The sequence below is a fragment of the Candidatus Thermoplasmatota archaeon genome (assembly GCA_029907305.1).
Taxonomy (GTDB): Archaea; Thermoplasmatota; E2; order DHVEG-1; family DHVEG-1; genus JARYMC01.
Window position 1 is genome coordinate 1 of the sequence record JARYMC010000016.1, and the last position, 20,033, is coordinate 20,033.

The window sequence follows — 20,033 nt, forward strand, 5'->3', positions numbered from 1 at the left end:
TCCCTCCAACGATGAGTGTCTCTAAAGCACTACAACTGTTGAAAGGTGCTTCATCTAGAGAGATCTTCAAAAGAAAAACACATTTCAAATGCAGGTATCCTAAGGGGCACCTTTGGAGTCCTGGAAAATTCTACCGGACTGTTGGCGATGCTGATGCAGACACAGTAATCCAGTATGTCCGTGATCACAGACTCCAGCAAACCAGTTTGGACTCCTATACATCGACTACTAACCATGCGTCATAGGAAGCTCCGCCATTTATGGCGGAGAGGATGTCACATGAAAAACATAAAGTGTCGGGATCCTTTTCTTCTTCCCAGTCCGATAGCCACAGTTACGACAATAAAACTCTATTGTTACTTCACCACCCCATATTGTAAGATTCTTAACCTTATCCAAAACAAAGCCACAAACCGGGCACTTCCTCAACACCTTTTTTGGGTCCCCCTCACGTGAGTGTATCTCTAATTTTACTAAACCGCTTTTTATCGCAACATTCCTGAGCCTAGTTGTACTAACACAATATTTTTTCTTTTTCTTGTTAAGCTCTTTTGTCACTAAGTCTCTGAGTTTGTTTTGTGATTTAACCACGTGGTACTCCTTAAAAACTTTGTTAAACGCTTCTATAATCTGTTCCTCAGAGGGGATATGATAACTCATAAATATTATTAGTAATCCAATACGGGTTACTTAAAATCTATCTCTCGGTAGTTGCCTTTGTTTTTATGTGGAAATAATTTATTTGGGATTGGTTTATCTAAAAAATTACATAGTTTTTCCCAGCCGTCTCCACCAGTTATATTCATGACTAAAAGCCTAGATGGCTTGTCCCTAAAATAATTTATTATTTCTTCGTTTCTCTTTTCAAGAAATTTCATTTTTTCTGATAAATTTTTAAGCATTCTTTCAGAAATCTGAGAATTTTTGTAAAAATTATAATAACTCTTTTTTAGAGATTCAGTGTCTCTTACTGTTAAAATGAATTTACTCTCTGGGAAATGTAAATCGATTTTTTTATAGAACTCTTTATCCCCAAATGGATAATCAACAAATGCGTCGTAGCTACTTTTTTTTATTTCCTCGATGTATTTTTCCTCCCCATATTTCTGATAAGTCGGCCAATCAAACATCCTAGCTGATTTGTAACCAAGAATTTTTAATGCTTTATGTAAAGATGTTGTACCAGTTTTAGGGCCGCCTATGCAAAAAATTTTAGTGTCACTTCTGTCTTTTACTAAAGAAAGAAAAAAATTATGTACCCTCTGCAAGGGCCAGTATATTTCAAGTAGGATACCTACGATCTTCCAGGTTATTTTCTTCATATCGTATGTTTTATATGGAGATGGTTTTTAACAGGTCAGTTCTTGTTACGATGCCGACTATTTTTTCTTTTTCTAGTAGTGGCAGAGCACCTATGTTTTTATCTATCATTATCCTAGCTGCATCTAAAGCGCTTATGTGTGGCTCAGCCCATATCACTGGTGTTCTCATAACATCTTCTACTAGTAACTCGTCTAGCTGATGTTTCTGTCTACCAAGTGAATAAGATTTTTTTAGATCAGCAAGGGCAAAAGCAATCTCGATATCAGATATGATACCGACTAGTCTACCATTATGTGCAACTGGTAGACGGGCGACATCTTTTTCTATCATGATTCTTCTAGCGTGTATTACGCGGTCATCTGGTGAAACAAGATGCAGGTTTTTTTGCATGATTGAATGAAGCGGTTTTTTACTATTCACTAGATGAAGGAGATCTGCTTTTGTGAGAACACCTACTAGCCTGTTGTCTTTTTCTACCACTGGTAACATGGTGGGTCCAGGTTCACCAACTGTTTCTAGTATATCCTTCACATATGTTTCAGGGGAGATGGTTTTGTATTTTTTTTCGGTGACAGATGATGCATGTAAACGTGAAGCAGGGATCCCTCTTTTTCTTATAGAACCAAGTTTATAGGCTATCAAGTTATCAGTTATAATTCCTATTAGTTTTTTGTTTTCTACCACAGGTATTTTTGTTATATCATATTTTTTCATGAGTTCAAGAACGCGTGATAGGCTTTCGTCTTTATCAACGTAAACAACATCTTTTGTCATAATATCTTTGACTTTCATCTCGTGTTATCCCCTTCATTAAAATTTTTTTTAGGAAAAGTTGAATGTTTTATTCGTATTTTAAACCATCTGCGCAATCCTCACACAGAGACCGGCCATCAAATATTTTAAGATGGGTTGATAGCATACCGCAGTCCTCGCATTTACCTGAAAAAACCTGTTTTTTGCGGTAAACATCGTCTCCGCCTACTATGCTACTCCATTCACGTGAAAGCTCTAAAAGCATGGGTGACAAACGTATTACGTCTTTTTGTGTTATTATGCCAACTAGTTTACCTTTTTCTACAACAGGTAGTCTGCGTATGTTGCATTTGCTCATCGTCTTCATAGCTTCTTCTATGTCAACGTAGGGGTCGATGACTATTATAGGGGTTGTCATTATGTCTTTAACAAGAACTTTACCTGGGTCCAGGCCTTCTGCTACAACCTTTTTTATTATGTCGCTCTCAGTAACAATACCTATAGGTTTTTTGTCTGCAACTATACAGTTTCCTATCTTTTTGTTTTTCATTATTTTTGCAGCCTCTTTTACAGATATCTCTGGTTTTACTGTTATCGGGTTTGTTTTCATCGCTTCTTTAACTAGGACGTCTCTTTTTTTCATAATATAAACCCCCTATGTTTTTTTTGCTTGAAATGGTTTACCCAAACATTAAAACCTTTAGTCGTATTTTATATTTTTGATATGAGCAGCCAATACGAGAGGGAGTTTAAGGGTTTATTAGAGGGTAAAAGCGAAGTTCTTAATAAAATGACAAAAACATGCTCAGCCCTAGAAAAAAGCAACTATTTCATGGTGTGTGATAAACCTTTTATTGTTGTCAGAGCAGCAGGGTCTTTTGGTGTAGATTTGGTGGCATTGCGTGGTGACATATCATTCTTAGTAGAGGTTAAAGCCAGCATTGAGGATACACTACATTTCAGTAGCGTGGATGGTAAACTTCAGAAGCAGGCTGAGCAGATGAAAAAAGAATGTGAGAAAACAAAGACGCTGCCGATTTATGCATTCCGCTTGAAAGGTCGTGGTGGTGACGCTTGGCGTCTCTTCACCATGGATATCAAAGGACTAGATGGTAGAGCAAAGATTTTACATTCCCGTTTACCAAAACTTGGATATAGTAAAAACGGGAATTTTATCATGCGCTGGGAAGAAGGCTTGCCCCTCTCTGATTTTATTTCTTATTTATGCAGATGAATTTTTTATACGAAATCTTTTTAGAAGGTTTCTGCATTAACGTTTTCGGGTTACTATGAAAAAAATGCTTATCGCCTATGATGGATCTGATGCATCTAAAAAAGCAATAAAAACAGCGCTAGAATGCGCTGATAGAGAAGACGAAATAATACTATTAACTGTTGTACCAGCTGAGTTAGCAGAAGCATCTTTCACAAAAATGCTTCTCCCAACAATTGATTTCAGCCAGATAATAAAATCAGGTACATTCAAAGAAAAAGCCATGGAATCTTTATCAAAAGTAGCAAAAGAAATAGAGGGGGAAGTAAAAAAAGTTGACATCATAGTAGAATCAGGTGACCCAGCTGATGAAATCCTTATGGTTGCAAAGAGATTAGAGGTTGATATGATACTAATTGGTTACAAGGGTTATGGTAAAGAAGGGAGATTTTTACTTGGTAGCGTAACAGATAAGGTTGTTAGACACGCAGGTGTATCTGTCCTAGTGGTAAGATAAAAAAAAAAACAAAAAAATTTTTTTTTGTGGTAGTAATGCATCCTGCAGAAGAGATACGTGGGAGTAAAAGTAAAACGCTTTCTAAAAAAAGAATAGTATTAGGTGTAACTGGTAGCATAGCTGCTGTTGATTGTGTTAAAATAGCTAGAGAACTAATTAGACATGGTGCAGAGGTTTACCCGGTTATGACACCTGATGCTACAAAAATTATTCATCCTTATGCACTCGAGTTTGCAACTGGGAACAAACCAGTTGTTGAAATAACTGGGAAAACAGAACATGTTTCTTTTTGTGGCCAGATACAACAACCAGTTGACATGTTACTTATTTCCCCTTGTACAGCCAATACACTTTCTAAGATAGCACATGGTGTAGATGATACGGCTGTTACAACATTTGCGACAACCGCTATAGGCTCAGGTGTACAGATTTTGATTGCCCCTGCGATGCATCTATCCATGTACAAACATAGGATACTTCAGGAGAATATAGATAAATGTAAAAGAAATGGTATAAGATTTGTTGAACCAGTTTTAACTAAAAACAAGGCGAAAATGCCTAGTACAGATGAGATTGTTGCACATGTTATAAGAAACATTGGCAGACAAGACCTAGAAGACATGAGGGTACTCATCATTGGTGGTTCTACGTCTGAGCCGGTTGATGATGTTAGGGTTGTTACCAACCGTAGCTCTGGTAAAACCGCTGTGTCTTTGGCTAAAAAAGCTTTTTATCGCGGTGCAGAAGTAGAAATGTGGTATGGCTCTAGCAAAGAGCCTGTCCCAGGTTACATAAAAACAACATTTTTTGAATCCATCAAGGACGTTTTGAAACTACTTAAAAACAGGGTTGTTAAAAATTTTGATGTAATAATTGTTTGCGCAGCATTATCAGATTATATCCCAGTTAAACATAAAGGTAAGATACCATCTGGTCAGAAAAAACTGGTTCTTGAGATGCTGCCCGCTCCGAGGCTTATTTCTCAGCTTAGAGGTTTTGCTCCTGATACTAAAATCGTTGGCTTCAAGGTTGAGGATAATAAAAATAAGTTAAAGAAAAAATCTTTTGAGTTTTTAAAGAAAAACGATGTCGACATGGTGGTTGCTAATACAACATCTGGTTTTGATAGTGATGTAAACGAGATATGGGTGATAAATAGAAAAAGAAAGGTTATTCATGAGAGGGGGACAAAAGATTTTCTTGCTGACGTAATTCTAGATGCAGTGAAAACATTGATGTGATTGCTATGAAGGTTGTTGCTTTTGCACCAGGTCATATATCAGGTTTTTTTGAGCCTGTTTTTGTGAATAAGGATCTTACTAAAACAGGTTCACGTGGCGCTGGTATAAATATTTCATTGGGGGCTGTTTCAGAGGTTGTGGTTGAAAACTCTACTAAACAGGATATCGAGATATTCATCAACAACAAGAAATCTGATCCCCAGGTTACAAGACTCGCTATTAAATATCTGATTGGTGAGAAACCTTTGAAGGTTGTTGCTAGAACTAAACTAGATCTCCCTGTGGGTCAGGGTTTTGGTATGAGCGCAGCAGGTACCCTTAGTTCATCTATTGCTCTCGCAAAAAGTATAGGCTCCTCTAGGTTTGATGCCATCAGGGCAGCTCACTGCGCCGAGGTGCAACTAAGGACTGGTTTAGGTGATGTGCTCGCTAGTAGCTTTGGTGGTATCGAGATAAGACGTGAGGCTGGTCTACCACCCTGGGGTTTGATTGAGCATATACCTGGTAGATACGAGATTGTTCTGTGTGTTGTTGGTAAAAAAATTGATACAAAAAACATTTTATCTGATGAAAAAAAAATCATGGAAATCAGCGAATACGGTAAGTATTGCATTAAAAAACTTTTGGAGAAACCTTCTGTTGAAAACCTTTTTAGGTTATCACAGTTTTTCGCAAAAAAAATAAAACTTGCTGAAGAAAAAGTTATAGAAGCTATTGAGGCTGCAAACCATTATGGTATGGCTAGTATGTGTATGCTTGGTAACTCTGTTTTTGCAGTAGGTGATACAAACAAAATTTTTCAGACACTTTCAACGTTTGGGGAGACATATGTTTGTACAGTTGATGAACAAGGTGCAAGAGTTTTAGAGTAACCAAATCAAACTTTTTCATGAATAGTTTAGCTGATATATTGTAGTTTAGGATGATATTATTTTATTTGAAAAAACGGAAATCTTGGCAGCCTGTGACTCCAACCCATATAGCCTGGTTTATACCTGATATTGTTAAATTCGCTCTTACAGTTATCAACATCTCATCTGGTAAAAGACGCCCACCTACCATAGGGAATACCTTGGAGTATGGAATTGTTATTTGCTTGTTGAAATCTTTTTTACTCTGGGCTTTAATTATTCCCTCACCAAGTGAGGTTTCGACTAAGAATGTTTTTTCTCCGTTGTTTAAATAAAAGAATGTGACTGTTATGTTTCTCGCTTCTAGGTCTATTTTATTTGGGTTGTTTATCTCTAGCGTTATGTTATCCATTAGGCCTTTTAAAGTGAATTTGTAATCGCCACTAATTATGATGTCTAAGGGGACATCTGGTGATAATAGTTTACCTATGTCTGGTACTTTTATCTCCGCCTCAACAGATATCGGTATTGTTTCGTTTATACCTGCTATTCTTGCCCCGGCTCTTCCGCTAACATTTATTGTAATGGTTTTATAGTTCAAAGCTTCTAGTAGTATTGTTCCGTTGCTTTCTAGTTCTATAGATTTTTGTGGTTCTAATATCCCATTTTTGATTTCTAGATTTCCAACGTTTTTCCCTGTGTCAGTTGTTACAGTGGCTGATATGTTGTTTATGATTATGTCAAAACTGTTTGGGTTATATGCTTCTATTGTGCCTGTTAGATTCAAGCCTTTTTGTGTGAGTTCACCAAACTCGGCTTTTATTTTTATGTTTGGTGCAGCAAGTTTTTTTATTATTTCTTCTAGGGATGTTATTATGTTTATTGATAGTGGTATTGTTTTTTGTATGAAACCAATTTTTATTCCTATCCTGCCTGTTAGTTTACTTGTTAATAGTTTAGGGCTGTTGTTATCAAATTTGGCGTAGGCGTATGATTCAAATGTTTTATTTCCGTTTGCTGGTATAATTCCTCCTTCTAATAGCATGGTTACTACTTTGTTTCCTTCTGGTGTTAGTGTAATTATTTCTAGGTTTTTTGCTGTTACTTCAAAAGCGTTGGGGTTGTTCATATTTATTGTTGCTTGTATGATGGCTTCATTAGGTGTTATTTCTGTTATTTCAACTCTTATGGTTGTTTCAGGCATTTCAAGTAGTTGTATATCTGTGAAAAGTATTACTGCTGCGAGTATGTTTATTAGGGTTATTATTGTTAGTAAAACAATTATGAGTTTTTTGTTCATATGTTTACCAGTTTAATTTTTTTTGTTTGATGTTTTTTTAAATGATTTTGTTAATATATATAAATTTCTATTAAAACTAAAACTTAGTGCTTTTATTAATAAATGTAGTGGTTTTTTGTGTATTTGGCCGAAATGTTTATAAACAATTAAAATAATAAAGACTATATAAAATTGAGTGATGATAAAATGAAAAAGGATATATTGGTAATAGCAACAATAGGAATATTGCTAGCATCTTGCTTCGTAATAACACCATTGGCAGAACCTGAACAACATGCTCCACCAATTGGCACAATTTTGTATGTTGGTGGAATTGGTTCTGGTAACTACTCTAGCATCCAAGATGCTATAGATAATGCATCCGATGGTTATACAATCTATGTGTATAGTGGAATCTATTATGAAAACATTGTTATATATAAGTCAATTAATTTAACTGGAGAAAACATTAAAACAACCATAATTTATGGTAATGGTATTGATGACGTAATAAAAGTCACAGCTGATTATGTAAATATTAGTGGATTTACCATTAGACAGCCAGGTCCAATAAATTCAGTTCTTAAATACTGTTATCCTCAAACATCTCTTCAATACTTTGATATCACTGCATCTTCTTTGGATAATTTTAATGTTCGCTTTAGTCCAGAAAGTTTTTGTAAACTTGAAGAATGTTCTCTTATGCTCTATATAGAAGATGAAAGTTGGATTAATACCACAGAGGGTATAGAAGTTATAGTTTGGGATGATGATGGTTTTGGTTATCCTGATAATGAGCTTGCTAGAGTTCAAGTTCCCGCGTCGCAGATTAACTTGTATCCAAATTATACATACGTTGATCTTTCATATTTAAACCTTGTTTTTAATGGTGATTTTCATATTGGTTACAGTATGGTTAATCAAGCCGAAGATTACTATGCTATACTTTTTGATGATGTTAATCACAGTGAAAGTCGTAGTTCAGTATACTATGATGGGGCATGGTATAATCTTTCAGACATTATTTACGAAAATAACAATTTTAATATAACAGCGTACATAACTTATAGTGGAGTCGGTGTTAACCTAAGTCAGACAAACAACTCTGTTTTAAAAAATAATATAATTACCAAATGTAACCAAGGTGTTGTTTCATATGGTTATCTTTCTAGTGAATCCAAGTATCAAACTAATCTGATTTATCATAATAATTTTGTAGATAATACACAAAATGCTTACGATAGTACTACCAACAATTGGGATAATGGAACCCAGGGTAACTACTGGGATGATTACATAGGTGAAGATAACGATGGTGATGGCATTGGTGATACACCATATAGTATATCTGGTGGTGGTAATCAGGATCATTATCCATTGATGTATCCATTGGGTGAAAGTGGTATAGATATAAAAATAAAACTAGAACTACCTGCAAATGGTTCTACAGGTGTTAATATTAATCAATCCACAGTTAGTGCTTATATCAGTGCTTTGGCATATCATACATCAGGGAATGAGACCTCAGCTGCTTTAATTCCATTTAACTGGACTATAGAAGGCCAATATGTTAGTCCTAATGGTACAAACAAAGATACTGCTGGTAGAAAAACAGCTAATTTAACTACACCGCTTCCATATTCAACTGAAATCATTTGGTATGTTAACGTCACAGCAGGCGGTGTTCAAAGAAATGAAGTATTCAGATTTACAACCCAAGAGCCACCAAATCAACCACCTGTTGCAAACTTTACTTCTATAGTTAGAGATCTAACGTTGTTTTTTAATGCATCTCCATCAAGTGATAACGATGGAACAATAACTGCTTATGATTGGGATTTTGGTGATAATACAACTGGTACAGGAAAACTGACAAACCATACTTATGCAACCGATGGAACATACAATGTCACTCTTACAGTAACTGATGATGACGGAGCAACCGATAGTGTAACTAAAGAAATCGTAGTTATTAATAATCCACCTGTTGCAAATTTCTCATATGCAATAGTGGGTGGTACTACACATGTGCGTTTTGATGCATCAGCTTCTTATGATAAAAATGGAACTATTGTCAGTTATTTCTGGGAGTTTGGTGATGGTACAAATGCTACAGATACAGACCCATTTATTGATCATACTTATCCCAGGGATAATGCAATATATAAAATAAATTTAACAGTTACAGACAGCGCTGGGTTAACAAATACAACTTCAGAACTTGTGACATTTCCAGATATGAAAGGTCCAACGATAAAAATAGACCAGCCAATAAGAGGGCTTTATATAAAAGATAAACTTATAAGAAAATTCTTAATACGCCCGGCTTTGATCATCGGTGACATAACAATCAAGATTAATGCATCTGATAGTGGTTCAGGAATAAAATATGTGGAGCTATGGATTGGTAAAGAACTAAAAATAAATAGCACTACTGGGCAGTTCAACTACACATGGCATAGGGATAGGCTGAGACTAATACATCTATTCAGAATAAAAGTTGTTGCATATGACAATGAAGGTAATAGTGCAACTAAGACGATGATCGTCAGAAAATATCTATAAAAACCAAGCCACTTCACTCTTTTTTTTATTCTATTTTTTTGTTAAACTAGTTTAAATCAGGCTACAATCGTAAAACAACATTTATAAACTATTAAATTAAACAAATTTTAATAAAAACATGCTCAGAGACTGATAAGTATGAGAAAAAACATAATTACAATGTCAATAACAGGCATGCTTTTACTGTCAAGTTTCATAACAGTATCAGCTGCTTCTGGAGATTACATAATAGAAATAACAATAGGGAATATTACGCCAGTGAATGGGAGCATAGAAATTCCTATAGATCAAAAAAATGTGAGTGTTTATGTTGAAGCAGAAAAGATTTATTCTGAGTCAATATTCCCAGAATATGTAAATTTTTTATGGGAAATCGGTGGCAAAAATATTACAAAAAGTAACGGGGAAAACCATGATGGCTATGGCACAATAGTTGCTAATATCAGCGGACCTTTGTACACAAATACAAATATAACGTGGTATGTAAACGTGACTGTTATAGACGAGGATGTAATTTATTATAGAAATGAGACGTTTTGGTTTGTTACTTACAATGAGTTACCAGTTGCAGACTTTTCAAACACAACACATGGTTTGAAAGTTGATTTTGATGGTACACTATCTTATGATGTTGATGGAGCAATAGTAAACTACACTTGGTATTTTGGTGATGGATCAGAAGGCTATGGTAATAAGACTCAACATATATTTGGTTATAATGGAACCTATTTTGTTAGCCTCAATGTAACAGATGATGGTGGCAAATCAGATAACAAAACCGTACCTGTAACTGTTAAGGGTGTTACTGATACTATCCCGCCAACTATCCAGATAATACAACCAGAGCGTGCATTCTACATGGGAAACAAGAAAATAAGGCGATTTTTCTTCCGTATAGCTTTTGTCATTGGTAGTATAACAGTTGAGGTTAACGCATCTGATAGCGGGTCAGGAGTATCAAAGGTAGAATTCTATATCAATAATAAGTTAGTAAACACGAGTTATAAGCCAAACGAAGATGGGTTGTACACCTACAAATGGACAAAAGACAGAATACGGCTGATCCATCTGTTCAAAATAAGCGTTGTTGCATATGATAGATACAATAATACTGCATCTGATAGTATATTAGTAAAAAAAATCCTATAAACACAAACATCATTTTTCTTTTCTCTTTATTGTAAGATTTTTTATATGTTAAAATTTAAGAAAAAATATTTTTAAAATTTAAAAAGATATGTTTTAATTCATTCTTTTTCTGTTTAAATACAATATTATTGCCACGCTGCATAAAACAATTACGAGTTCAAACCCTGGGGTCTTCCCGTTTGTTTCTGAAGAAGTAGAAGATGCAACATCATATGATATAAGTTCTTTAAGCGATATCATACTCTCTTCATTATCATACATTATTTGTTTAACATCTTCTTTCACTTTCGGTGATATATATTGCAATGTATAACCTTGTTGTCCGACTTGACGGACTTTAATCTCATATGTTTCAAATGTTCCAGCTGCAGTTGTGATTGTTTTTTTACCCAAGCATTCATAGTTAGTGGTATCTGTACTGTTACTTGTAGTAGTTGTCGTATTGGTGTATCCTGGTTCTATATATTCATCATAAAAACTTCCAGATTCTGTTATAGTCGTTGTTGTTTCTGTTTTTATGGTATAAACCCAGTTGGTCCCAATATCTATAACATCTGGTTTTTCTCCAGAGATTACTCTTGAGATAGTTACTGAGTTTATTGTTTGATTTATTACAGTATCAGTTGTTTCTTCCTTTAGTTGATATTCTATATTCTGAACTGTTTTTGTAGTGTCACTATCTTTAGCTAAATATATCGTGCCTGTTACAGTACCAGAATCTTTTACGAAAACGAAAGATAGATCTTCTCCTGATTCGATATTATTTATGGATTCTATCTCCCCATTCATCTCAGCAACAAAAACCTCATAGTTTACACCATCAATGTCAACCGTGGTTTCACTTATTATTTTTTCATATCCTTAAATTTTACTGAGTGTTGCTCTCCACCGCTACCCCAATTCTCCAGCTGTGTTTCATGTATAACTACAGTCACAGCCTGAGCTGGTATACCAAAACCTGTGAAAACATCTGTGATCTTTTTTATAAGCTCAGGTTTACGTTCTTTTGGTAGCGGCCATGTCTCTATTGTTACTATAGGCATAAAATTTCCTCCTCCATCTTTATTTTCTTAGGTAGCATTTACGATATCTCTCCCAAACCTGGTTTATGTGCTCCTGTATCTCCTTTATCCTTTTTTCGTCTCTCTCTGGTTTAAAAAGATGCCTGAAACGGCCCTGTTGTTTCATCCACTCCTCAATAGGTTTAGGTTCTATTTTTTTCTCCAATATTAGTTTGCTTTTACCATTAAAAGTAACAACATCGTTTTCGCATTCATACAATGCCCATGCGCCTGTTTCTACAGCTAGTGCTCCTATCTCAACTGTTTTATCCATGCTGAAACGCCAACCTGGTGGGCATGGTGCAAGTATCTCAATGTATTTTGGTCCTTTGATGCTTTTAGCTTTTTTCACCTTGTTATATAAATCCTCTGGGTAGCTTACACAGGCTTGGGCAGAATATGGTATATGATGCGCCATTATTATGTCACCCATTTCTTTCCTAAACTCTGTTTTACCAGTTACTGTTGTTGTCGTCCAAGCAGCATATGGTGTTGCTCCGCTACGTTGTATACCTGTGTTAGAGTATATCTGGTTGTTATAACATATGTAGATGAAGTTAGTCCCTCGTTCTAAAGCTCCTGAAAGCGCTTGTATACCAATGTCATATGTTCCCCCGTCCCCAGCCCATGCTAAAACAGTTGTATCCTTTTTTCCTTGTTTACGTAACGCTGCTTCTATACCAGATGCACCAGCTGCTGCTGCTTCGAAGGCGATGTTCATAACAGGTACATCAAAAGAGGTGTTTGGGTACAAACTCTCTATGACTGCTGTGCAACAAGCTGGTACAACCATGATTGTGTTTTTGCCAAGTGCTTTGAAAACCATGCGTAAACCTAGTGTAGCTGGGCATCCTGGGCATGCTGCGCTACCAGGTATAACACACTCAATATCTGGTAAATCCTTAATCGCCATGTTCCTAGTCTCCCTCCAAACCATACCATTCGAAGTCTTTTGCTTTACCGTTGATTACTTTTTTGCAAATATTCTGTATATCTTGGTATGTTACGTCCTTACCACCAAGTCCTGCTATGAAACCATGTACTTTTGCATCTGATTTGTTGTATAACGATGCTTTTGTTTCGTTGAAAAGTGCTCCCTCTGAGCCGATGCTTATGTTACGATCTATAACTATTAGGTCAGCTTGTTTACCGAGTTTTATCATCTCCTCAGCTGGGAATGGTCTGAATGTACGAACCCTAGCAAGACCGATTTTTAGTCCTTCTGCGCGGAGGTTATCAATAGCTACCTTGCTCTCAGCACCAATAGCACCCATAGCCATTAGTATATACTCTGCTCCTTCGCATTTGTATCGCTCTACTAAATCGCCATGGTATCTACCAAACTTGTTTTTCCATTCCTTCGCTATCTCAGGTACAAGTGTTTTAGCAGCCTCATGTGCATCCTGCATAGCCTTCCTAACTTTTTCGTAGTAAGCAGGTCCTATAATGTTACCAAAAGTAATCGGGTTATCAACATCAAGTTTCCAAAGTGGCTTAAAAGATGGTAGGAAATCATCCACCTCTTTCTGCTCAGGTACATACACCGGCATGGATGTGTGTGATAAAACAAACGCATCATAGTTTATCATAACAGGTAAACCAACCTTTTTATGTTCACCTAGTTTAAAACTCTGTAAAACCGTATCAAAAATCTCCTGGTTACTACTACAATAAAACTGTATCCACCCTGTGTCACGTTGAGCTATAGAGTCGTTTTGGTCAGCCCAGATATTCCAACCAGGTCCGACAACACGGTTAATGTTACACATTATAACAGGTAGTCTTGCTAATGCAGCCCAGTGTAGCATCTCATGCATAAGCAACAGACCATGTGATGATGTTGCTGTGAAAGTCCTAGAGCCAGCAGCGCTAGCGCCTATACATGCACTCATAGCAGAATGCTCACTCTCCACACATATGTACTCCCCTTTGAATTCACCTGTTGCCACATATCTTGCTATACCCTCAACTAGTGTAGTCTGTGGCGTTATAGGGTATGCTGCTATAACATCTGGTTTAGCCATAACAGCTGCCTTAGCAGCCACATAGTTACCAGTGTCAATCATAACCTTCATTTATCCCTCAGCCTCCCTCTCCATAATAATAGCTTTTACTTTACACACATTAGCACATACGCCACAGCCTTTGCAATACTCGTAATCAATATCAATGGTTCCATCCTTGTTTTTTGTTATGACACCCTCAGGGCAAAAAACCCAGCATTGCAGACATTTCACACACTTGTTTTTATCTAACTTCGGTTTGAAAACACGCCAGCTGCCAGTTTTCCCCATAGCACCTTTTTTAGGATAAGAAATACTTGTTACAACATCGTATTTCTTCATTTGATCACCTGAACTAAATCATAGGCATCCTTGGTAGCAACAACGTTTTTTTCACTGAGTTCCCCAACCCATTTACCCTTGACGACTTCCTGGATAGATTTTAACGTTACTTTATCTAGTATCTTCGGTACAGCACCAAGAATCGGTGTGTTCACAACCGGTATACCACCTACTCTAATATCGTGTTTTATTGCTATGCCTGTGGCATCTACTGTGGCTACGTTGTATTGTTTATGGAAATCAAAATCCTCTGGTTTTTTACGTGTGTTTATCAGTATTTTTCCATCTGTTTTCAAGCCTTTTAAAACATCTACCACTTCCATTATGCTCTCGTCTAACACTATAACTATATCTGGGTTGTATATCTCGCTTCTAAGATGAACCTCCTCGTTTGATATACGTGCGAATGCCCTAACTGGTGCACCACGGCGTTCTGCACCAAAAAATGGGAATGCTTGGACCCCTTTGTTTCCATCTTTAAGTGCCGCTGAGACTAGTAGGTTTGCTGCTGTGACCGCTCCCTGGCCGCCCCTACCATGAAAAACTATTTCAACCAATGATTTTGCTGACATCGGTAACTACCTTCCCCATGCTCGGAATATAAACGATACATATAACTGTTTTGTATCTGTAATATAAAATGATATAGATACCATTTTCTCAGAAGGATGAAACCTATATCTTCGCTGTGAATACCTCACGTTTTATCTTATACGAATATAAATCCTATTTTTCAACCGTCTTTTTATTTCCTAATAAGATTATTACGACTCCTATGACTAAAAATGCAGGGCAGATAACCAAGCCAATTATAGTGCCTAGCATGCTTGCCCAGTCTGCTGTTATTACACTTTGGTTCCATATAATTAAAAAGTTCACAACAAACAATACAACTGCTACAAGAATCAAAACCCATCCAACTTTTTTATTTAACTTGATAATAAAATCTATCTATTTAAACCTAAGGTTTATGCTAATATCAAAAGTAATAGTCGAAATTTTTGATAATAAAAACTGTTAGTTTTAAAAAATAAATAATTACTGTAATGATTTCAGTTTGGTTTCTATTGTAGCGTTTTTATCTAGTCTGTGGTCTATTTTTAGTTCTGTTATCACTCTTTTTGCACCTGCTTTTATGACTGCGTTGTGTGCTTGTTTTACTGCTTTGAATAGTTCATCTAGGTTTTTTGTTTCTATTACTGTTGCCATTGCGTTTGTCTCGTGTTTTATCTTGTTTTTCTCTAATGTTTTGATTACTATTTTCACGTATTTGCTTAGGCTTGTGTTTTTTCCTATTGGTGCTATGCTTAGTTGTGATATTATCATTTTTAACCACCTTGTCTTTGTGTATGTTTTTTCTAGTTAAATAAACTATATATAGTTAACATATGTTAATTATTTTAAGTTTTGTTCTCATAAACTTTCTTAAACCTGATATAAAATTCTATAAAAAAAGAAGATATTAAAACATGAAAACATTCCTGTATACGAAAAAAATGGTGGGCTTCTAGATGAATAAAAAACACAAAAAAGAAAAAGATACGTCAGATAAAAAACTAAAAATTGCTTTTTACTGGGCAGCTAGCTGCGGTGGATGTGAGATAGCTGTTCTTGATATAAATGAGAAAATCCTTGAAGTAGTTTCTAATGCTGACATACTTTTTTGGCCTGTTGCTATTGACTCTAAATACAAAGATGTTGAAGCGATGCCTGATAATTTCATAGACGTTTGTTTTTTTAATGGTGCTATACGGACATCTGAAAATGAGCATATGGCGAAATTGTTTCGCAAGAAATCAAAGGTTTTGATATCTTTTGGTGCTTGTGCTGTGCATGGTGGTATTCCTGGTCTTGCAAATTTAGCGAACCGTGAAGAGGTTTTTAGGGCAGCTTATCTTGATAATCCTTCTACTGTGAACCCTGATAAAACCTTGCCTAAAACATCTGTTAAAGTGAAAGAGGGAGAGCTTATTCTCCCTGAGTTTTATGATACTGTTAAAAGTCTTCACCAGGTTGTTGATGTTGATTATTTTTTACCTAGTTGCCCTCCGCCTACTAAGCTCATAGTTGATGCTTTGGATGCTATTGTTAAAAACAAGTTGCCTGAGAAAGGCTCTGTTTTAGCGCCGTTGAAATCTGTTTGTGATGAGTGCAGGTTTGAGAAATCTGAAAAAATTATTAGAGGAATTAAACGTGTTTATGAGGTTGATAAAGTAGAAGAGAAATGTTTGCTTGAGCAGGGCATTATTTGTCTTGGTCCTTGTACTCGTGGTGGGTGTGATGCTCGTTGCCTTGATGCTAATATGCCTTGTACTGGTTGTGGTGGTCCTACGCCTAATTCTATTGATCAGGGTGCTAAGATGATATCTTCTCTCGCCTCTATTCTTGGTTTGGAGGGTGAGGAGAAAATGAGTGATGAAGAGGTTGATAGGTTAATTGAGCAGGTTAGAGATGTTGTTGGGACTTTTTATAAGTATACTCTCCCGGTTTCTCTTATTAACAGGAGGGTGATTAAGTGAAGGCTGTTACTATTGATCCTATAACGCGTCTTGAGGGTCATGGTAAGATCAGTGTATTCCTTGATTCTGATGGTAATGTTGATAATGCTTATCTTCAGATCCCTGAGCTTCGTGGTTTCGAGCGTTTTTGTCAGGGTCGTAGAGCAGAAGATATGCCGCAGATTACCTCTCGTATTTGTGGAGTATGCCCTGTTGCTCATCATTTTGCTTCTACTAAGGCGCTTGATGCTTGTTTTCATGTTGAGCCGCCTTCTGCTGCAAAAAAACTTCGTGAATTAATGTACATGGGGTATGTTATTTATGATCATATACTTCATTTCTATTTCCTTGGTGGACCTGATTTTGTTGTTGGTCCTGATGCTCCTGCTAGTCAGCATAATATTCTTGGTGTGATTGATAAGGCTGGTTTGGATGTTGGTAGAGAGGTTATAAAACACAGAGCATATGGTCAGAGGATTACTGCTATACTTGGTGGTAAGGCTACTCATCCTGTGTGTGGGCTGCCAGGTGGTGTATCAAAGGGTTTAGCTAAGGAGGAGGTACAAGAGATCAAGGATATGGTTAGATCTTGTGTTGATTTCGCTAAATTCTCGCTTAAGCTATTTGATGATGTTGTGCTTAAAAACAGGGATTATGTTGATATGATCAAGAGCGATCCATATAACCTTGAGACCTATAACATGGGTTTGGTTGATGCCCATAACAAGGTGAATTTCTATGATGGTATTGTGCGTGTCACTGACCAAAACGCGGAGGAAACCCTAAGATTTTCTGGTAAAGATTATACTGATTATATTTCTGAGCATGTTGAACCATGGAGCTATATGAAGTTTCCTTATCTGAAAAAAATTGGCTGGCGTGGTCTCAAAGATGGTAAAACAAGCGGGGTGTATCGTGTAGGTCCGCTTGGTCGTCTTAATGCTGCTGATGGTATGGCTACATCTCTTGCTGATAAAGAGTATAAACGTTTTTATGAAACACTTGGTGGTAAACCAGTTAATTCAACACTTGCTTACCATTGGGCTAGGCTTATAGAGTTGCTTTATGCTGCAGAGCGTGCTACAGAACTGATAAATGATCCTGATATAACCTCAAAACATATACGTAACCCTGTTGGTGAACCAGGTGAGGGTGTTGGTGTTGTTGAGGCAGCCCGTGGGACATTGATTCATCATTATGAGGTTGATAAAAACGGTTTAATAGAAAAAGCAAACCTGATAGTTGCTACAACAAACAACGCAGGTGCCATCACTATGTCTGTTAGAGACGCAGCAAGAGGTATGATAAAAAAAGGTGTGGTAAACAACGGTATACTAAACAGGATTGAGATGGCTTTCCGCGCCTATGACCCATGTTTTGCCTGCGCAACACATACGTTGCCTGGTGGTATGCCACTGGAGTTAAACATTTATGATAAAAACAAAAAGATTTACAAAACAATAAAAAACTTTTAGAGTGAAAAATTATGAGGACGATAATACTTGGAATCGGAAACCCTCTACTGGGTGATGATGGGGTGGGGATAAGGGTTGCTAAAGAACTTAGGAAACACGTGAAAGACCCAGATGTTGAGGTAGATGAGACAACAACAGGTGGTATAAACCTGCTTGATCAGATCATCGGTTTTGACAAGGCTATACTTGTTGACACAATTAAAGATAAGAGTATGCGAAACGGTGAAATCAAACGTTTAACGCTAGGTGATCTTTCATCATATCATTCATTTAACCCACATGATGTAGGTCTTCCCGAGGCTTGTAAACTAGCTAAAAGACTTGGTGAGACAAGAATCCCACATGATATAACAATATTTGGTATAGCAGTTAATAAGATGCAGTATGAGTTTTGGGAGGGGCTCAGCGAAGAAATATCTAAGACTGTGCCAAAAACCGTGGATATGATAATGTCTGAGCTAAATCATCATAAGAATCAGGTGGAAGAAATATGAAGGATTTCGAACCAAACATAATCGGTTTTTTATGCAACTGGTGCTCATATGCTGGTGCGGATCTTGCTGGAACTAGTAAAATAAGGTATCCACCAAATATTAAATCAATTCGTGTTATGTGTTCCGGCCGTGTTGATCCTGTTTTTGTACTTGAAGCACTTAAAAAAGGAGCAGACGGTGTGCTTATTGCTGGTTGTCACCCTGGTGACTGTCATTATCAGTCTGGTAATTACAAAACAAATCGAAGAGTTAAACTATTGAAAAACTTTCTGAGAGAAATGGGAATAGAGCCTGAGAGGGTTAGGTTTGAATATATTTCTGCTTCTGAGGGGCAGAAATTTGCGCAAGTAGTCACAGATTTTGTTAATGAGATCAAAAAGATTGGGCCTAATCCTTTAAAGAGTCAGGAGTAGTTTTTTATCTCTGATTTTGCACGTATTAATCTAGCTTAACTTTAGTTTAATTAAAAGTTTAAGACTTGAATAAATAACTGATAATCAATTAGTTACAAAGAAATAGTAAAGCCTAATATTATTTTTATAAATGGTTCTTGTTTTGATAAACGTGTTTTTTTTCGGCTAAAAAAACGCTTACCAAAATCAGAAAAAGAGTGGAAAAAGGCTCCTTGGCTTTTCTGGTGAGTTTCGGGATGTTTTTCTAGAAGAAAAATTGTGCTCTCATCACAAAACACGTAATTAGAACAACTGATTTTTAACATCGTTCATCGTTTGTTGACAATTTTTTATCGCTCTACCATACAATTTATCGTCTATTGAATAAACACCTTTTAGTGAATCTTTTAAGTTGCTATCATTCAAAAGTGCTAGCAATTCATCGATGTGCTTGCTTATTTTTTCCTTTGGACTGTTTTTTAAATGATTAACTTGACAATGTCACATTATGAATAGCCTATCTCAATTTACCCCCTCATTATTCAACCATCTTCAATTTTAACATCCTTCCAAATACATCATCAACCATTTTTTATATCAATCCTCAACATTTCCATCATCAACCCTCAAGATTCTGAAGTCGAACGGCAAAGCATCCGCTCAAACTCAAATGCAACAAAACATATCATACCTCCCCCCACCTGTTATCTATTTCTCTGATGATGCGATCGTCGTGATGCCAATCTTGCCTTATGTTTCTGCAAAAGAAGCTGAAGAAGCTCCTCATCGGTAACGACTCTTTTTGGCATGATCACCTCAAAGATTTCTTTCACATCCTGTACGGTTAAAAACTCAGCTTTCTTCCCCAAATCTATCG

At 36.4% G+C, this 20,033-nt stretch carries 24 protein-coding genes; 11 read left to right on the plus strand and 13 right to left on the minus strand.

Annotation, left to right across the window (positions count from 1 at the left end):
• Window positions 1-258: 258 nt before the first annotated feature.
• The 4 genes from QHH19_02100 to QHH19_02115 are packed head-to-tail and all read right to left on the minus strand — an operon-like array spanning window position 259 to window position 2,719.
• A complete protein-coding gene (locus tag QHH19_02100) occupies window positions 259-660 on the minus strand; it encodes a hypothetical protein (protein MDH7517124.1) in 402 nt (133 codons plus the stop codon).
• Between the two features lie 26 nt (window positions 661-686).
• Window positions 687-1,322 (minus strand): sulfotransferase, encoded by a 636-nt coding sequence (locus QHH19_02105; GenBank protein ID MDH7517125.1) that lies wholly within the window; start codon window positions 1,320-1,322, stop codon window positions 687-689.
• Window positions 1,323-1,332: 10 nt separating this feature from the next.
• Entirely contained in the window at window positions 1,333-2,115 is a 783-nt protein-coding gene (locus QHH19_02110) for a CBS domain-containing protein (protein MDH7517126.1), read from the minus strand.
• A gap of 49 nt (window positions 2,116-2,164) precedes the next feature.
• Entirely contained in the window at window positions 2,165-2,719 is a 555-nt protein-coding gene (locus QHH19_02115; protein ID MDH7517127.1) for a CBS domain-containing protein, read from the minus strand.
• 81 nt (window positions 2,720-2,800) lie between these two features.
• Here QHH19_02115 and QHH19_02120 point away from each other — a divergent pair, with 81 nt between their 5' ends.
• From QHH19_02120 to QHH19_02135, 4 genes are read left to right on the plus strand one after another with little or no spacing between them, the layout of a single operon-like run.
• Window positions 2,801-3,310 carry a Holliday junction resolvase gene (locus QHH19_02120; protein MDH7517128.1) on the plus strand — a complete coding sequence of 170 codons (510 nt, stop codon included), beginning with the start codon at window positions 2,801-2,803 and terminating at the stop codon, window positions 3,308-3,310.
• Between the two features lie 55 nt (window positions 3,311-3,365).
• Window positions 3,366-3,806, plus strand: a complete 441-nt coding sequence (locus QHH19_02125; protein MDH7517129.1) for a universal stress protein — start codon at window positions 3,366-3,368, stop codon at window positions 3,804-3,806.
• Between the two features lie 35 nt (window positions 3,807-3,841).
• Window positions 3,842-5,047, plus strand: a complete 1,206-nt coding sequence (gene coaBC / locus QHH19_02130; protein MDH7517130.1) for a bifunctional phosphopantothenoylcysteine decarboxylase/phosphopantothenate--cysteine ligase CoaBC — start codon at window positions 3,842-3,844, stop codon at window positions 5,045-5,047.
• Between the two features lie 5 nt (window positions 5,048-5,052).
• The gene (locus QHH19_02135; protein ID MDH7517131.1) at window positions 5,053-5,919 is read left to right on the plus strand and encodes a pantoate kinase; all 867 of its coding nucleotides are present in this window, start codon (window positions 5,053-5,055) and stop codon (window positions 5,917-5,919) included.
• A gap of 61 nt (window positions 5,920-5,980) precedes the next feature.
• On the opposite strand, the gene QHH19_02140 is transcribed toward QHH19_02135, so the two are convergent.
• Window positions 5,981-7,198 carry an LEA type 2 family protein gene (locus tag QHH19_02140; GenBank protein ID MDH7517132.1) on the minus strand — a complete coding sequence of 406 codons (1,218 nt, stop codon included), beginning with the start codon at window positions 7,196-7,198 and terminating at the stop codon, window positions 5,981-5,983.
• Between the two features lie 171 nt (window positions 7,199-7,369).
• Between QHH19_02140 and QHH19_02145 the strand changes: the two genes are divergently transcribed.
• Together QHH19_02145 and QHH19_02150 are read left to right on the plus strand one after the other, a co-directional pair.
• Complete coding sequence (locus tag QHH19_02145; protein MDH7517133.1) at window positions 7,370-9,742, plus strand: PKD domain-containing protein; 2,373 nt, start codon at window positions 7,370-7,372, stop codon at window positions 9,740-9,742.
• Window positions 9,743-9,880: 138 nt separating this feature from the next.
• Window positions 9,881-10,891, plus strand: coding sequence for a PKD domain-containing protein (locus tag QHH19_02150; GenBank protein ID MDH7517134.1), 1,011 nt, complete (start codon window positions 9,881-9,883; stop codon window positions 10,889-10,891).
• A gap of 93 nt (window positions 10,892-10,984) precedes the next feature.
• On the opposite strand, the gene QHH19_02155 is transcribed toward QHH19_02150, so the two are convergent.
• Genes QHH19_02155 through QHH19_02180 form a run of 6 tightly spaced genes read right to left on the minus strand, consistent with a single transcriptional unit; the run spans window position 10,985 to window position 14,854 of the window.
• On the minus strand, window positions 10,985-11,680 hold the full coding sequence (locus QHH19_02155; GenBank protein MDH7517135.1) for a hypothetical protein: 696 nt from the start codon (window positions 11,678-11,680) through the stop codon (window positions 10,985-10,987).
• 56 nt (window positions 11,681-11,736) lie between these two features.
• The gene (locus QHH19_02160; GenBank protein MDH7517136.1) at window positions 11,737-11,934 is read right to left on the minus strand and encodes a tautomerase family protein; all 198 of its coding nucleotides are present in this window, start codon (window positions 11,932-11,934) and stop codon (window positions 11,737-11,739) included.
• Window positions 11,935-11,953: 19 nt separating this feature from the next.
• Window positions 11,954-12,865: a thiamine pyrophosphate-dependent enzyme gene (locus QHH19_02165; protein MDH7517137.1), complete on the minus strand. Its 912-nt coding sequence runs from the start codon at window positions 12,863-12,865 to the stop codon at window positions 11,954-11,956.
• 4 nt (window positions 12,866-12,869) lie between these two features.
• On the minus strand, window positions 12,870-14,027 hold the full coding sequence (porA, locus tag QHH19_02170; protein ID MDH7517138.1) for a pyruvate ferredoxin oxidoreductase: 1,158 nt from the start codon (window positions 14,025-14,027) through the stop codon (window positions 12,870-12,872).
• Window positions 14,028-14,297, minus strand: coding sequence for a 4Fe-4S binding protein (locus QHH19_02175; protein ID MDH7517139.1), 270 nt, complete (start codon window positions 14,295-14,297; stop codon window positions 14,028-14,030).
• Complete coding sequence (locus QHH19_02180; protein ID MDH7517140.1) at window positions 14,294-14,854, minus strand: 2-oxoacid:acceptor oxidoreductase family protein; 561 nt, start codon at window positions 14,852-14,854, stop codon at window positions 14,294-14,296. The genes QHH19_02175 and QHH19_02180 overlap by 4 nt, the downstream gene beginning before the upstream one ends.
• Window positions 14,855-15,072: 218 nt before the next feature.
• Between QHH19_02180 and QHH19_02185 the strand changes: the two genes are divergently transcribed.
• Window positions 15,073-15,318 (plus strand): hypothetical protein, encoded by a 246-nt coding sequence (locus QHH19_02185; protein ID MDH7517141.1) that lies wholly within the window; start codon window positions 15,073-15,075, stop codon window positions 15,316-15,318.
• 17 nt (window positions 15,319-15,335) lie between these two features.
• Here QHH19_02185 and QHH19_02190 read toward each other — a convergent pair whose 3' ends face one another.
• On the minus strand, window positions 15,336-15,623 hold the full coding sequence (locus QHH19_02190) for an MTH1187 family thiamine-binding protein (protein MDH7517142.1): 288 nt from the start codon (window positions 15,621-15,623) through the stop codon (window positions 15,336-15,338).
• Between the two features lie 185 nt (window positions 15,624-15,808).
• On the opposite strand from QHH19_02190, the gene QHH19_02195 reads away from it, so the two are divergent.
• From QHH19_02195 to QHH19_02210, 4 genes are read left to right on the plus strand one after another with little or no spacing between them, the layout of a single operon-like run.
• A complete protein-coding gene (locus QHH19_02195; GenBank protein ID MDH7517143.1) occupies window positions 15,809-16,816 on the plus strand; it encodes an oxidoreductase in 1,008 nt (335 codons plus the stop codon).
• Window positions 16,813-18,270 carry a Ni/Fe hydrogenase subunit alpha gene (locus tag QHH19_02200; protein ID MDH7517144.1) on the plus strand — a complete coding sequence of 486 codons (1,458 nt, stop codon included), beginning with the start codon at window positions 16,813-16,815 and terminating at the stop codon, window positions 18,268-18,270. Before QHH19_02195 ends, QHH19_02200 begins: the two co-directional genes overlap by 4 nt.
• An 11-nt stretch (window positions 18,271-18,281) precedes the next feature.
• Window positions 18,282-18,764 carry a hydrogenase maturation protease gene (locus QHH19_02205; protein MDH7517145.1) on the plus strand — a complete coding sequence of 161 codons (483 nt, stop codon included), beginning with the start codon at window positions 18,282-18,284 and terminating at the stop codon, window positions 18,762-18,764.
• Window positions 18,761-19,177, plus strand: coding sequence for a hydrogenase iron-sulfur subunit (locus QHH19_02210; protein MDH7517146.1), 417 nt, complete (start codon window positions 18,761-18,763; stop codon window positions 19,175-19,177). The genes QHH19_02205 and QHH19_02210 overlap by 4 nt, the downstream gene beginning before the upstream one ends.
• Before the next feature lie 282 nt (window positions 19,178-19,459).
• Here QHH19_02210 and QHH19_02215 read toward each other — a convergent pair whose 3' ends face one another.
• Window positions 19,460-19,582, minus strand: coding sequence for a hypothetical protein (locus tag QHH19_02215; protein MDH7517147.1), 123 nt, complete (start codon window positions 19,580-19,582; stop codon window positions 19,460-19,462).
• Between the last annotated feature and the right edge of the window lie 451 nt (window positions 19,583-20,033).